The organism is Streptomyces sp. NBC_00996 (assembly GCF_045162675.1).
GTDB lineage: Bacteria > Actinomycetota > Actinomycetes > Streptomycetales > Streptomycetaceae > Streptomyces.
The window spans coordinates 2,832,939-2,846,053 of the sequence record NZ_CP108723.1 but is presented as its reverse complement, the minus strand read 5'-3'; the positions used below and the strand labels follow the sequence as shown (position 1 = coordinate 2,846,053).

General features: G+C 72.2%; 14 protein-coding genes. 9 read left to right on the top strand and 5 right to left on the bottom strand.

The annotated features are described in order from the left end of the window. The 9 genes from OG390_RS13450 (at position 1) to lgt (ending at position 7,289) form a co-directional block, all read left to right on the top strand. Complete coding sequence (locus OG390_RS13450) at positions 1-654, top strand: TIGR02234 family membrane protein (RefSeq protein WP_406167766.1); 654 nt, start codon at positions 1-3, stop codon at positions 652-654. A gap of 234 nt (positions 655-888) precedes the next feature. Next, positions 889-1,137 carry an HGxxPAAW family protein gene (locus OG390_RS13445; RefSeq protein WP_406167764.1) on the top strand — a complete coding sequence of 83 codons (249 nt, stop codon included), beginning with the start codon at positions 889-891 and terminating at the stop codon, positions 1,135-1,137. Positions 1,138-1,233: 96 nt separating this feature from the next. Next, a complete protein-coding gene (locus tag OG390_RS13440; RefSeq protein ID WP_406167762.1) occupies positions 1,234-1,680 on the top strand; it encodes a DUF2752 domain-containing protein in 447 nt (148 codons plus the stop codon). Between the two features lie 166 nt (positions 1,681-1,846). Continuing rightward, on the top strand, positions 1,847-2,656 hold the full coding sequence (gene trpC / locus OG390_RS13435; protein ID WP_399078070.1) for an indole-3-glycerol phosphate synthase TrpC: 810 nt from the start codon (positions 1,847-1,849) through the stop codon (positions 2,654-2,656). 7 nt (positions 2,657-2,663) lie between these two features. Further along, positions 2,664-2,981, top strand: coding sequence for a tryptophan biosynthesis modulator TrpM (gene trpM, locus OG390_RS13430; RefSeq protein WP_406167760.1), 318 nt, complete (start codon positions 2,664-2,666; stop codon positions 2,979-2,981). A gap of 225 nt (positions 2,982-3,206) precedes the next feature. Beyond that, positions 3,207-4,499, top strand: a complete 1,293-nt coding sequence (gene trpB, locus OG390_RS13425) for a tryptophan synthase subunit beta (protein WP_406167758.1) — start codon at positions 3,207-3,209, stop codon at positions 4,497-4,499. Further along, entirely contained in the window at positions 4,496-5,311 is an 816-nt protein-coding gene (gene trpA, locus OG390_RS13420; RefSeq protein ID WP_406167756.1) for a tryptophan synthase subunit alpha, read from the top strand. The genes trpB and trpA overlap by 4 nt, the downstream gene beginning before the upstream one ends. Positions 5,312-5,413: 102 nt before the next feature. Further along, positions 5,414-6,190, top strand: coding sequence for a DsbA family protein (locus OG390_RS13415; RefSeq protein ID WP_406167754.1), 777 nt, complete (start codon positions 5,414-5,416; stop codon positions 6,188-6,190). A gap of 118 nt (positions 6,191-6,308) precedes the next feature. Continuing rightward, complete coding sequence (lgt, locus tag OG390_RS13410; protein WP_406167752.1) at positions 6,309-7,289, top strand: prolipoprotein diacylglyceryl transferase; 981 nt, start codon at positions 6,309-6,311, stop codon at positions 7,287-7,289. Between the two features lie 286 nt (positions 7,290-7,575). Here the strand turns inward: lgt and OG390_RS13405 are convergent, their stop codons facing one another. From OG390_RS13405 to OG390_RS13385, 5 genes are read right to left on the bottom strand one after another with little or no spacing between them, the layout of a single operon-like run. Beyond that, positions 7,576-8,412, bottom strand: a complete 837-nt coding sequence (locus tag OG390_RS13405) for an HpcH/HpaI aldolase/citrate lyase family protein (protein ID WP_406167750.1) — start codon at positions 8,410-8,412, stop codon at positions 7,576-7,578. Continuing rightward, positions 8,409-9,614, bottom strand: coding sequence for a CaiB/BaiF CoA transferase family protein (locus tag OG390_RS13400; protein ID WP_406167748.1), 1,206 nt, complete (start codon positions 9,612-9,614; stop codon positions 8,409-8,411). Before OG390_RS13400 ends, OG390_RS13405 begins: the two co-directional genes overlap by 4 nt. Beyond that, positions 9,611-10,531: a ribokinase gene (rbsK, locus tag OG390_RS13395; protein WP_406167746.1), complete on the bottom strand. Its 921-nt coding sequence runs from the start codon at positions 10,529-10,531 to the stop codon at positions 9,611-9,613. Before rbsK ends, OG390_RS13400 begins: the two co-directional genes overlap by 4 nt. Continuing rightward, positions 10,528-11,958, bottom strand: a complete 1,431-nt coding sequence (locus tag OG390_RS13390; protein WP_406167744.1) for an ADP-ribosylglycohydrolase family protein — start codon at positions 11,956-11,958, stop codon at positions 10,528-10,530. The genes rbsK and OG390_RS13390 overlap by 4 nt, the downstream gene beginning before the upstream one ends. After that, positions 11,946-13,115 carry an ADP-ribosylglycohydrolase family protein gene (locus OG390_RS13385; protein WP_406167743.1) on the bottom strand — a complete coding sequence of 390 codons (1,170 nt, stop codon included), beginning with the start codon at positions 13,113-13,115 and terminating at the stop codon, positions 11,946-11,948. Before OG390_RS13385 ends, OG390_RS13390 begins: the two co-directional genes overlap by 13 nt.

Sequence of the window (13,115 nt, the reverse complement as noted above, 5' to 3'; positions counted from 1 at the left end):
GTGGAGTACGTGACTGCTGTCCCTCACCCCCGATCCGAAGCCGCCGGGCCCGCCCGGTCCGGCCGCCGCAGCCTCGCTGTCGCCCTGATGGCCGGCGCCCTCGGCGCGGCTGTGGCCCTGCTGTCCACCCGGCAGAGCTGGTCGGAGGGCACCGCGACGGTGGCCGGCGGCGCCTTCCCGCTGACCGCCAAGGGCAGCGACGTCACGGGCGTTCCCGCGGCGCTCGCCATAGTGGGTCTCGCCGCGCTCGTCGCTGTCTTCGCCGTACGCAGCTCCGGCCGCCTCCTGGTCTCCGCGCTGCTCGCGCTCTCCGGCGCGGGCACGGTCGTCGCGGCCGTGCTCGGCGCGAGCGACAGCTCGGCGCTCGACGAGAAGGCCGCGGCGGCCTCCGGCAACACCGCCGCCACCGCGGACGCGCTCAGCCACACCGCCTGGCCGTATGTCGCGGCCGCGGGCGGGGCGCTGATCCTCCTCGCCGGACTGCTCGCGCTGCGCTACGGGCGGCTGTGGCCCGCGATGTCGGGCCGCTACGAGCGCGACGGGACGCCCCGGCCGCGCAAGGCCAAGCCGGTCGACGCGGACCGCCCCGAGGATCTCTGGAAGGCGCTCGACCGCGGCGAGGACCCGACCGGGCCGGACCCGGCCGGGACCTAGTGCCTGTCGTTTGGATCCGGCCGGGGCTCGAGGGACCGGCTCAAAGGTCCGGCGCAAGGGACTTAAGTCCTGCCGTACCCGCGTCCCCAGGGTCCTTCGTCCCAGGACTTACGTCGTGACTTGGCGGAACCGACGCGCTAGCGGAGACCCCCCGCTCACAGGTCGGGCAGTTGTACGGGACAATGGACATCGAGTGTCCGACTCACACACGCACACAGCAACGAGGAGCAAGTCATGGCGGGCAGCAGCCACGGTCACACCCCGGCCGCCTGGACCGGCGTCATCATCGCCTTCATCGGTTTCTGCGTGGCGGGTGCCTTCATGGTGATGGCCAACCCGCTGGGCTTCTGGGCCGGCATGGTCGTCATCGCCCTCGGCGGTGTCGTCGGCATGGCGATGCGGGCCGCGGGCCTGGGTCAGCCGAAGACCCTGCACGCGCAGCCCGCGCGCCCGGTCCGCGAGACCGTGGGCGCCGAGAGCTGATCGCCCCCAGCGCTTCGTGAGAGGCGGTCCCGGCGCAGCCGCCGGGGCCGCCTCTCCCGTGTGCACGGCGGGCGCGGTGCGCGGAGGAAGGGCAGAATGCGTGGGGTGAACGCAGAAACCCAGAGGGTGACGCGGGCCGCGGGCCCTGTCGTGCTGCGGCGGCTCGGCGTCCCCACCGGGGTGCTCGCGTCCGTCGTCGGCGCCTTCGCGTACGTCGGGGCCGTCGACCCCAATCAGCCCGGGCACTACCCCGTCTGCCCGCTGCTGCGCTTCACGGGCCTGTACTGCCCCGGCTGCGGCGGTCTGCGCAGCGCGCACGCCTTCGTGCACGGGGACTTCGCGGCGGCGCTCACCGACAACGCGCTTGCCGTCGCGGGATACCTGGTCTTCGCGGTGATGTGGACCGTCTGGGCGGTCCGCTCGGCGCGCGGCCGGCCGGTGCGGCTGGATCTCGGGCCGGTCCACCTGTGGAGCGTGGGCGCGTTGGTTCTGGTCTTCACCATTGTCCGGAACCTACCGTTCGGCGGCTGGTTGCATCCTTGATCGAATGGCAAATGTCCAGGTAGTGGGACCGGCGTCAACCGGATGCGAGGGCTACGCCTTCCTCCGGATACCATCGCAGTGACCCGTCTTTTCCGTCCGAGGCGGTGAACCCGGGTCAGCTGCTCAACCGCTTCGACTGTCCACCGCAGGGAAGGGGGCCGCTCGCGTGAGTGTGCTCGACGAGATCATCGACGGAGTCCGTGCCGACCTCGCGGAGCGGCAGGCGCGCGTCAGCCTCGACGAGCTCAAGGAGCGCGCGGCGAAGGCTCCGGCTGCCAAGGACGGAGTGGCCGCGCTGCGCGGTGACGGCGTCAAGGTCATCTGCGAGGTCAAGCGCTCCAGCCCGTCCAAGGGCGCGCTCGCCGCGATCGCCGACCCGGCCGCGCTCGCCGCGGACTACGAGGCGGGCGGCGCGGCCGTCATCTCCGTCCTCACCGAGCAGCGCCGCTTCGGCGGTTCGCTCGCGGACCTGGAGGCCGTCCGCGCCCGCGTGGACATCCCGGTCCTCCGCAAGGACTTCATCGTCACGTCGTACCAGTTGTGGGAGGCCCGTGCGTACGGCGCCGATCTCGCGCTGCTGATCGTGGCCGCCCTCGACCAGTCGGCCCTGGAGTCCCTCATCGAGCGCGCCGAGTCCATCGGGCTCACGCCGATCGTCGAGGTGCACGACGAGGACGAGGCCGAGCGGGCGGTGGACGCCGGCGCGAAGGTGATCGGTGTCAACGCGCGCGACCTGAAGACGCTGAAGGTCGACCGTTCGACCTTCGACCGCGTCGCCCCCGAGATTCCGGCCCACATCGTCAAGGTCGCCGAGTCCGGTGTCCGCGGGCCGCACGACCTGATCGCGTACGCCAACGCCGGCGCCGACGCGGTCCTGGTGGGCGAGTCGCTCGTCACCGGCCGCGACCCGAAGACGGCGGTCTCCGACCTCGTCGCGGCCGGGGCCCACCCCGCGCTGCGCCACGGACGGGACTGACCCGCAGGTGCCCACGCCGGCCCCCGCTCCTGCCGCTCCCCGTCCGGGCCCGAGCCCCGACGGCGGCTCGGCGCGCACGGGGGCGGCCGCGCCGGGCTTGGGCGCCGTCCTGGTTCCGGTCGCCGCGGCGGCCAGGGATCCCTATGCCCGCCTTGCCCGCGGCTGTCGTCCGCGAGGCTGCCGGGCGCCCGCACGGCGGGTGCACGGGCGCCGGGTTCGCTATGTCATCGGGGATGAGCCGGGGCAGGTCAACGGCATGCGATGGCCCGAGCGCGTACGCGCGCTCGCGCTCTCCGCGGCCGAGTTCACCCTGCGGGTGGGCTGAGCCGAGTCCGGCACAGTCGGTCCACGCCGTGGGGCTTCTCGCCGTCGCGGTGGAGAGGACTGCCTGCGTTCACCCGGCGACGGCTCTGCCGCCTCGCGGGGCCGGGCGGTTCAGGCGAGGGGCCCCCAGGCGGGGCCCGGTGCCGGAGGCGTTCGCGTGCGTACATGGCTAACGTGACCCATGTCCGACCTTTAACCGGGGCTGACGCCCCTGCGAGGTAACCGCATGCCCAGCGAGTTCTTCATTCCCGACCCGGAGGGTCAGGTCCCCAGCGCCGAGGGCTACTTCGGCGCGTTCGGCGGCAAGTTCATCCCGGAGGCGCTGGTCGCCGCCGTGGACGAGGTCGCAGTCGAGTACGACAAGGCGAAGGCGGACCCCGAGTTCGCCCGCGAGCTCGACGACCTGCTCGTCCACTACACCGGGCGCCCGAGCTCACTCACCGAGGTGCCCCGGTTCGCCGAGCACGCCGGTGGCGCCCGCGTCTTCCTCAAGCGGGAAGACCTCAACCACACCGGATCCCACAAGATCAACAACGTGCTCGGCCAGGCCCTCCTCACCAAGAGGATGGGCAAGACCCGCGTCATCGCGGAGACCGGGGCCGGTCAGCACGGCGTCGCCACCGCCACCGCCTGCGCGCTCTTCGGCCTCGAATGCACCATCTACATGGGCGAGATCGACACCCAGCGCCAGGCCCTCAACGTCGCCCGCATGCGCATGCTCGGCGCCGAGGTCATCGCCGTGAAGTCCGGCAGCCGCACCCTCAAGGACGCCATCAACGAGGCGTTCCGGGACTGGGTCGCCAACGTCGATCACACCCACTACCTGTTCGGGACCGTCGCCGGACCCCACCCCTTCCCCGCCATGGTCCGCGACTTCCATCGCGTCATCGGCGTGGAGGCCCGGCGGCAGATCCTGGAGCGCGCCGGACGGCTCCCGGACGCCGCCATCGCCTGCGTCGGCGGCGGATCGAACGCCATCGGCCTCTTCCACGCCTTCATCCCGGACACCGACGTCCGCCTCGTCGGCTGCGAGCCCGCAGGGCACGGCGTCGAGACGGGCGAGCACGCGGCCACGCTGACGGCCGGCGAGCCCGGCATCCTGCACGGCTCCCGGTCGTACGTCCTCCAGGACGAGGAGGGCCAGATCACCGAGCCCTACTCGATCTCGGCCGGACTCGACTATCCCGGCATCGGGCCCGAGCACTCCTACCTCAAGGACAGCGGCCGCGCCGAGTACCGCGCGGTCACCGACGACGCGGCCATGCAGGCACTGCGCCTGCTGTCGCGCACCGAGGGCATCATCCCGGCGATCGAGAGCGCCCACGCGCTCGCCGGGGCCCTGGAGGTCGGCAAGGAACTCGGCAAGGACGGGTTGATCATCGTCAACCTGTCCGGCCGCGGTGACAAGGACATGGACACGGCCGCCCGGTACTTCGGTCTGTACGACACCGGCGCCGACGCCGTCGTCGCCGCGGACGCCGACAGCGAGAACGCCGAGATCGAGGGGGACGTGAAGTGAGCGGCAACACCCAGCTGTTGAGCGACACCCTCGCGGGGGCCAAGGCGCAAGGGCGGTCCGCCCTCATCGCGTATCTGCCGGCCGGCTTCCCGACCGTCGACGGTGGCATCGCGGCCATCAAGTCCGTCTTCGAGGGCGGCGCGGACATCGTCGAGGTCGGTCTGCCGCACAGTGACCCGGTCCTCGACGGTCCCGTCATCCAGACCGCCGACGACATCGCCCTGCGCGGTGGCGTGAAGATCGCCGACGTCATGCGGACGGTGCGCGAGGCGTTCGAGGCCACCGGCAAGCCCGTCCTCGTGATGACGTACTGGAATCCGATCGACCGCTACGGCGTCGAGCGCTTCACCGCAGAGCTGGCGGAAGCCGGCGGAGCGGGCTGCATCCTGCCCGACCTGCCCGTCCAGGAGTCGGCGCTGTGGAGGGAGCACGCCGAGAAGCACGGCCTCGCGACCGTCTTCGTCGTCGCGCCCAGTAGCAAGGACGCCCGGCTCGCCGACATCACCGCGGCGGGCAGCGGCTTCGTGTACGCGGCCTCGCTGATGGGCGTCACGGGCACCCGGGAGTCGGTGGGGGCCCAGGCCCAGGACCTGGTGCGGCGCACCAAGGCCACCACCGAGCTGCCCGTCTGCGTCGGCCTCGGTGTCTCCAACGCCGCCCAGGCCGCCGAGGTGGCCGGCTTCGCCGACGGAGTGATCGTCGGCTCGGCCTTCGTGAAGCGGATGCTGGACGCGCCGGACGAGGCGGCGGGCCTGGAGGCCGTGCGGGCGCTCGCGGCCGATCTGGCGAAGGGCGTGCGCGGGACGGCGTAACGCAGGATCCGCATAGACACGTAACGGACAATCCGCTCACTCGAACGGGTGGACCTGGGACCGGGGAGGCGCGCTGCGCCTCCCCGGTTCGTTCTGCCGGATGTGAGCGAGAAGAACCGTGACGGAAAGCGCACCGCCCGCGAGCGGCTTGCGGTCGAGCGAGAGAAGCAGAGGGCCGCGGAGAAGCGTCGGCGGGCGTTGATCGTAGGGGCGTCGGTGGTCTGCGTCCTGGGCCTGGCTGCGGTCGTGGGCGTGCTGGCCGCCAACTCCGGCAAGACCAAGAAGAGCGACACATCGGGCCCGCTCGTGTCGCCCTCGGGGGCGATCGGCAAGGACAGTCTCGCGATCCCCGTAGGCAAGGACGGCGCCAAGTCGGCCCTCACGGTGTGGGAGGACTTCCGCTGCCCGGCGTGCCAGGCCTTCGAGACCCTGTACCGCCCGACGATCCAAGAGCTGGTCGACTCCGGTCAGCTGAAGGTCGAGTACCACCTCGTCACGCTGATCGACGGGAATCTGGGCGGCACCGGCTCTCTCCGCGCCGCCAATGCCGCGGCCTGCGCCCAGGACGCCGGGAAGTTCACCGCGTACCACGACGTGCTGTACGCGAACCAGCCCAAGGAAACCGAAGACGCCTTCGCCGACAACAGCAAACTCATCGAGCTGGCGGGCAAGGTCGACGGCCTGGACACCCCGGCCTTCCAGAAGTGTGTCAACGACGGCACGCACGACAGCTGGGTCGAGAAGTCGCAGGCCGCCTTCAAGAGCAGTGGCTTCACCGGCACGCCGACCGTGCTGTTCGGCGGCAAGAACATCAACTCGGACCCGACGATGACTCCCGCCAAGCTGAAGCAGATGGTGGAGGCGGAGAACAAGGGCTGAGCCCTCCGCGGCCCTGGTGCCCCCGGCCGTCGGCTGCTCCGGGGGCGCCGCACGTTATGGACCCGTTGCCGGGCTGCTTGCCGTGGGTGGTGTCCGGCACGGTAGCGTCGACCTTGCCATGGAACTTGCCTTCATTCCCAGCCCGTCGCGCGGTGTGCTGCATCTCGGTCCCATTCCGCTGCGCGGCTACGCGTTCTGCATCATCATCGGCGTCTTCGTAGCCGTCTGGCTCGGCAACAAGCGCTGGGTCGCCCGGGGAGGGCGGACCGGCACGGTGGCCGACATCGCGGTCTGGGCCGTGCCCTTCGGCCTCGTCGGCGGTCGGCTGTACCACGTGATCACGGACTACGAGCTGTACTTCAGCGAGGGCCGCGACTGGGTGGACGCCTTCAAGATCTGGGAGGGTGGGCTCGGCATCTGGGGCGCGATCGCGCTCGGTGCGCTGGGCGCGTGGATCGGGTGCCGCCGCCGTGGCATCCCGTTGCCCGCCTGGGCCGATGCCGTCGCGCCCGGTATCGCGTTCGCGCAGGCGATCGGGCGCTGGGGCAACTGGTTCAACCAGGAGCTGTACGGCAGGGCGACGGACGTTCCGTGGGCGTTGCACATCACGTCCTCCACCGACGGGCGGGTGCCGGGGTACTACCACCCGACGTTCCTGTACGAGTCGCTGTGGTGCATCGGTGTCGGCTTCCTCGTCCTGTGGGCCGACCGCCGCTTCAAGCTGGGCCATGGGCGGGCGTTCGCCCTGTACGTCGCCGCGTACTGCGTCGGCCGCGGCTGGATCGAGTACATGCGCGTCGATGACGCCCACCACATCCTGGGCCTGCGTCTGAACGACTGGACCGCGATCGGTGTCTTCCTTCTCGCGGTGCTGTACATCGTCGTCTCCTCGCGCCGTCGGCCGGGGCGGGAGGAGATCGTGGAGCCCGATGCGGGCGCCTCCGGCGAGGGCGACAGCGAGGGTGAGCGTGCGGGGGACGGCGACGGCGTCGAGCTCGACAAGCCGGCTGCTGCCGAGCCCGAGGGGGCGGTCGAGTCGGCCGAGTCCGTCGAGTCCGTCGAGTCGGCCGAGTCGGCCGAGTCGGCCGAGAAGAGCTGACTGACGGCTTTCGGAGCATCGAAGGGGGCGCCGCGTCCTGGAACGCGGCGCCCCGTTCGCGTGCCCCTGCGGTGGCTGGGGTGGGGTTGTTCGCCCCCTCCGCCCCTGCCCGTCCCGACCAGCCTTTCGGCCGCGGGTGGGTGGGGGTTGTTCGCGCAGTTCCCCGCGCCCCTAAAAGGGGCGCGGGGAACTGCGCGATCTTTTGAGCGGGGGTCTGGGGGCGGCAGCCCCCAGGGACGGGAATGGGCAGGGGCGGAGGGGGCGAGAACGGCCGGCGGCGGGAGGGTCAGCTCAGGCGGCGGGCCAGGGCCAGGGTGCGGTGGGCGCCGACTACCACCGCTGCGTCGATGAAGCGGCCATCGGGCAGGGCCTGGGCGCCCGGGTCGTTGGCAGCGGCCTTCACGATGGCTTCGGCGGAGTCGATCTCCGCCGGAGTCGGGAGGTAGGCCCGCTCGATGATGGGGAGCTGGCGGGGATGGATGGCCGCGCGGCCGAGAAAGCCCAGGGCGCGGCCGTGGGCGCAGGACGCGGCGAGACCCTCCACGTCGCGGATGTCCGGGTAGACGGACTGGACCGGCGGCGGCAGACCCGCCGCGCGGGCGGCCACGATCACCCGGGCGCGCGACCAGTCGAGGCCCGCGTCGTCCCGTACGCCCAGGTCGGCCCGCAGATCGGTTTCCCCGATGGCGATGCCGCGCAGTGCGCGGTGCGACGACGCGATGGCGAAGGCCTGTTCCACCCCGAGGGCGGTTTCCAGGAGGGCGTACACGGGGATCGCCCCACCCTCCGCGGGGGTGGCGCCCTCCGCGACCCGTACGACGTCGGCCGGCGAGCTCACCTTGGGCAGGCGGAGACCGGAAAGGCCGGGGAGCGGGGCCAGGCTCTTGAGGTCGGTCTCGGCCAGGGGGCTGTCGAGGGCGTTCACGCGGACGTGGACCGGCACCGGCGGCGGCTCGGACAGGAGGTCGGCCGTGGCCGCGCGGGCGTACTCCTTGCGGTCCGGGGCGACCGCGTCCTCCAGGTCGACGAGGACGACGTCGGCCCCTGAGGCGAGAGCCTTGACCACGACCTCGGGGCGGTCCCCGGGGACGTACAGCCACGTGAGGGGGAACTCCGCGGTCACAGAGCACCCTCCGCTCGCAGGGCGGCGATCTCGGGCCCCGTCAGGCCGATTTCGGCGAGCACCGTCTCCGTGTCCGCGCCGTGCGGGCGGCCCGCCCAGTGGATCGCACCGGGGGTGGCGGAGAGCCGGAAGAGGACGTTCTGCATGCGCAGGGGGCCCAGTTCGGGGTCGTCGATCGTGGTGATCGTGTCCAGGGCCGCGTACTGCGGGTCGGTCATGACGTCCCTTACGTCCTGGATGGGGGCCACCGCCGCCTCCGCCTTCTCGAAGGCCTCAAGGACCTCGGCCCGGGTGCGGCGGGCGATCCAGGCCCCGACCGCCTCGTCGAGGATGTCCGCGTGGCGTGCCCGGTCCGCGCCCGTGGCGAACCACGGCTCGGCGATCAGGTCCGGGCGCCCGACCAGCCGCATCACCCGCTCGGCGATCGACTGCGCCGACGTCGAGACCGCGAGCCAGGAACCGTCCGCCGTGCGATAGGTGTTGCGGGGCGCGTTGTTCGCGGAGCGGTTGCCGGTGCGCGGCTGGACGTGGCCCAGCTGGTCGTACCAGATCGGCTGCGGGCCGACGACGGTCAGGATCGGTTCGATGATCGCCATGTCGATCACTTGGCCCTCGCCGGTTCGGTCCCGGGCCGTCAGCGCGGTCATCACCGCGTACGCCGTCGCCAGGCCCGCGATCGAATCGGCCAGGCCGAAGGGCGGGAGCGTGGGCGGGGCGTCCGGCTCGCCGGTGATCGCCGCGAAGCCGCTCATCGCCTCGGCGAGCGTGCCGAAGCCTGGGCGGTGCGCATACGGGCCGAACTGGCCGAAGCCGGTGACGCGGGCGAGGACGAGTCGTGGGTTGGCGGCCGACAGCTCCGCCCAGCCCAGGTCCCATTTCTCCAGGGTGCCGGGGCGGAAGTTCTCGATGATCACGTCGGTGGTTTCGGCGAGCCGCAGCAGGGTCTCGCGGCCGCCGGACTTCGACAGGTCGAGCGTGATCGTCCGCTTGTTGCGGCCGAGCAGCTTCCACCACAGGCCGACGCCGTGCTTCGACGGGCCGTGGCCCCGGGACGGGTCCGGCTTGGCCGGATGCTCGACCTTGATGACCTCCGCACCGAAGTCGCCGAGCAGGGTGGCGGCGAGCGGTCCGGCGAAGAGGGTCGCCAGGTCGAGGACGCGCAGACCGGTGAGCGGGCCGCTCCGTTCGGGGTGCCCGCTCATGAGGTGTGCCGCGGGTGCTGCGTGTGCTGCGCCGCCTGGGCGTCGATCTCGGAGCGGTACGGCATCGAGGACGACGCCCCGGGCCGCTGCACGGACAGGGCGGCCGCCGCCGACGCCCGTACGAGCGCCTCCGGCATCTCCCGGCCCTCGACGAGCGCCACCGCGAGGGTGCCGACGAAGGTGTCGCCCGCGCCCGTCGAGTCCACGGCGGTCACCCGGGGCGCGGGCACGGTGAGGGGTGCGGCACCCCGGGCCGCGTACAGGCTGCCCGCGGCGCCCAACGTGACGACGACTTCCGGGACCTGGTCGAGCAGGGCGGTGGCCGCCTCGCGCGGGTCGGTGATGCCGGTGAGCGCGGCGGCCTCGTGCTCATTGGGCACCAACAGGTCGATGGAGGAGAGGAGCTGGGGTGGCAGGGGCTGGGCGGGGGAGGGGGTGAGGACCGTGCGGACGCCGTGGCGGCGCGCGGCCTCGGCGCCAGCGACGACCGCGTCCAGCGGGATTTCGAGCTGGAGCAGCAGCGCGTCGGCGGTGGCGATGAGGGTCTCGTCGCCGGGGGCGAGGGCCGTGACGGTGCCGTTCGCGCCGGGAATGACGACGATCGCGTTGCCGCCCTCGTCGTCGACGATGATGTGCGCGGTGCCGGACGGGCCCTCGGTGGTGCGCAGATGGTCGGTGTCCACGCCCGAGTGCTCCAGCGTGGACCGGAGCTGGCTGCCGAAGCCGTCCGCGCCCACCGCTCCGATCAACGAGACGTCGGCGCCCGAGTGCGCCGCGGCCACCGCCTGGTTGGCGCCCTTGCCGCCGGGGATCGTACGGAACTCGCGTCCCGTCACGGTCTCTCCGCGCTGCGGGGCCTTGGCGACGTACGCGACGAGGTCCATGTTCGTGCTGCCGAGTACGGCGATGTGGGTCATGGGCGACGGGTCTCCCGGTGCGTGAGGTGGGCGAGCATGTCGAAGCCGATGCCGTTGAGGTCGGCGATCGAAGTGGCCAGTCGGTTCTTGAGGGGGCTTGTCCAGTGGTCGGGGAGGGCGCCGGGGCCACCGGCGAGCAGGCCCGCGATGCTGCCGGCCGTGGCGCCGTTCGAGTCCGTGTCCAGGCCGCCGGACACAGCACGGCAGATGGATCCGGTGAAATCGCCGTCCGCGTGGGTGAGGGCGGCGGCGATCAGGGCGGTGTTGGGGACGGCGTGAACCCAGTGGTAGGCGGAGTGGGTGGTGTGCAGTTCGTCGACCACGGTGTCGAAGTCGGCCGTCGTGCCGGCGAGTTGGACGGCGTGACGGATCGCCCGGGCGAGGCGGGAGGCCGGCGGAACGACGGTGAGGCCGGTGCGCAGGCATGCGTGGACGTCGCTCGCTCCGGTGGCCGCCCCGGCGATGGTGGCCGCCGTGAACATCGCCGCGTAGACGCCGTTGGCGGTGTGGGTGAGGGTGGCGTCGCGGTGGGCCTGTTCCGCGGCGGCGGCGGGGTCGCCGGGGTTCGTCCAGCCGTGCACGTCGGCGCGGATCAGGGCGCCGATCCATTCGCGGAACGGGTTGCGATGCCGGGCCGTGCGCGGGGGTTCGATGCCGGTGAGGAGGTTGCGGTAGGCGATGCGTTCCGCGGTGAAGGTGCGGCCGGCCGGGAGTTCGTCCAGCCAGAGGCGGGCCACGTCCGTGGTGGTGAAGGTCCTGCCGTGGCGCTGGAGCAACAGGAGGTTGAGGAGAGGGTAGTTGAGGTCGTCGTCCTCCGGCATGCCGTCGATGTTCTCGGCGAGGGAGGTGGGGGCGGAGCGTTTGTTCCACGGGTACGTGTGCAGGAGGTCGGCGGGGACGCCACGTGCGGTGAACCATGTGCGCAGGGGCCAGTTGCCGGTGGCTCGGGCGAGTTCTCGGATCCCTTGCAGAGGGAGCTTTTCTACCGGTTTGCCCAGGAGGCAGCCGACGGCTCTCCCCAGCCAGGCCGCTTCCAGGCGGGCCTGGGTGGGGGCGGGGGTGGAGGCGCTTGCCGGCGCTTCCAGGGTGCCGCCATTCCTTGGGGCGGGCGCCGCCTCGGCGGCACGATTGCCCGCAGGTAGGTTGGGCCAGTCGGGACAGTGGGCCTTGATCCCGCTCAGGTCCGTCGGTTCCTGGTCCGTCAATCTGCTGGGCAGGTCAGCCAGTTCGTCCAGGAGGTCCTCCGCGAGGACGCGGAGGTACCGGGTCGCCGGATTCGTCGACGCGCCGGTGCGGAGAGGGGCCTGCGGGCCGCCCGCCGCTCGCCAGCGGGTGGCGATGGCGCCCGGCTCGCGGCCGTCCTGGGAGGCCTGGTGGAGTTCGTGGCCGAGGAGGTCCTCCGGTTGGACCCAGGTCAGTCGGAGCATGGCGTTCCCGTCAACGCCGCGTACGCCGACTCGTGGGCGCGGCGGCGGCGTACGTCCCGTTCGAAGACCTCGCGGGTGACCTCCGCGAGGGTCCGCGCCGGGGCGTCCAGGTCGAGGCGGCTCGACTCCGCGACGGTCTTCGCCCAGTCGTGGGGGACCTGGGAGCCGAGGGCGCCGGCGAGGGCGCCGGACATGGTGGCGATGGAGTCGCAGTCGCGGCCGTAGTTGACCGAGCCGAGGACGGCATGGCGGTAGTCGCCGCCGGAGACCACCAACATGGCCAGGGCGATGGGGAGTTCCTCGATGGAGTGAAGACGGGACGGGCGGCGGGCGCCTAGGGACGGGGACCGGTAGTCGGGGCCCACCGTGTCGTAAGGAGCCACCGCCTCTCGTAGTGGACCCAGTGCCGACTCGAAGTCCGTATGCCGGGCGGCGACTTCGCAGACCGCCTGGATGGCCGAACGCGTGCCGTCCTTCGCCAGGGCCAGACAGGCGGCCACGACCGAGTCCGGGGTCGCCCCGGGTGTGCAGGCCGCTGCCACCGCTGCCGCGAAGATCCCCGCCGCCTCACGTCCGTACGAGGACTGGTGGGCGCCCGCGATGTCGAGCGCCTCGGCGTACGCGGCCGTGGGGTTCGCCGCGTTGACCAGGCCGACCGGGGCCATGTACATCGCGGCGCCGCAGTTGACGATGTTGCCGGTGCCTGCCTCGCGGGGGTCCACATGGCCGTGGTGGAGGCGGGCCACCAGCCATTTCTCCGCGAGGAAGATCCGCTGGAGGGGGAGGGCCTCGGCCTCCAGTTCGGGGATCCAGCGGGGGGTGCCCATGAGGTCGGGGACCAGGTGCTCGGCGACGGCGTACGCGTCGAGGTGGTCGCGGACGGTGGCGTACACCCGTACCAGCGCATGGGTCATCAGGGTGTCGTCGGTGACGTGTCCGTCGCCCTTGTGGTACGGGGCGATGGGGCGGGCCGTACGCCAGCGGTCGCCGTTCCAGGGGCCGACGATGCCGTGCACGCGACCGCCGTGGCGTTCGGTGATCTGCTCGGGGGAGTACCCCTCGACGGGGCCGCCGAGCGCGTCGCCGACAGCGGCTCCGACGAGGGCTCCGGTGATCCGTTCGTCGAGGGTTCCTGTTTCTTCTCCTTTGGGCGTCAT

What these genes read in the sequence shown, in the direction of transcription:
- OG390_RS13385 (WP_406167743.1), bottom strand. Translation starts at nt 13,115, where the DNA reads ATGACGCCCAAAGGAGAAGAAACAGGAACCCTCGACGAACGGATCACC.
- lgt (WP_406167752.1), top strand. Translation starts at nt 6,309, where the DNA reads ATGGAACTTGCCTTCATTCCCAGCCCGTCGCGCGGTGTGCTGCATCTC.
- rbsK (WP_406167746.1), bottom strand. Translation starts at nt 10,531, where the DNA reads ATGACCCACATCGCCGTACTCGGCAGCACGAACATGGACCTCGTCGCG.
- OG390_RS13445 (WP_406167764.1), top strand. Translation starts at nt 889, where the DNA reads ATGGCGGGCAGCAGCCACGGTCACACCCCGGCCGCCTGGACCGGCGTC.
- OG390_RS13440 (WP_406167762.1), top strand. Translation starts at nt 1,234, where the DNA reads ATGCGTGGGGTGAACGCAGAAACCCAGAGGGTGACGCGGGCCGCGGGC.
- OG390_RS13400 (WP_406167748.1), bottom strand. Translation starts at nt 9,614, where the DNA reads ATGAGCGGGCACCCCGAACGGAGCGGCCCGCTCACCGGTCTGCGCGTC.
- trpB (WP_406167758.1), top strand. Translation starts at nt 3,207, where the DNA reads ATGCCCAGCGAGTTCTTCATTCCCGACCCGGAGGGTCAGGTCCCCAGC.
- OG390_RS13390 (WP_406167744.1), bottom strand. Translation starts at nt 11,958, where the DNA reads ATGCTCCGACTGACCTGGGTCCAACCGGAGGACCTCCTCGGCCACGAA.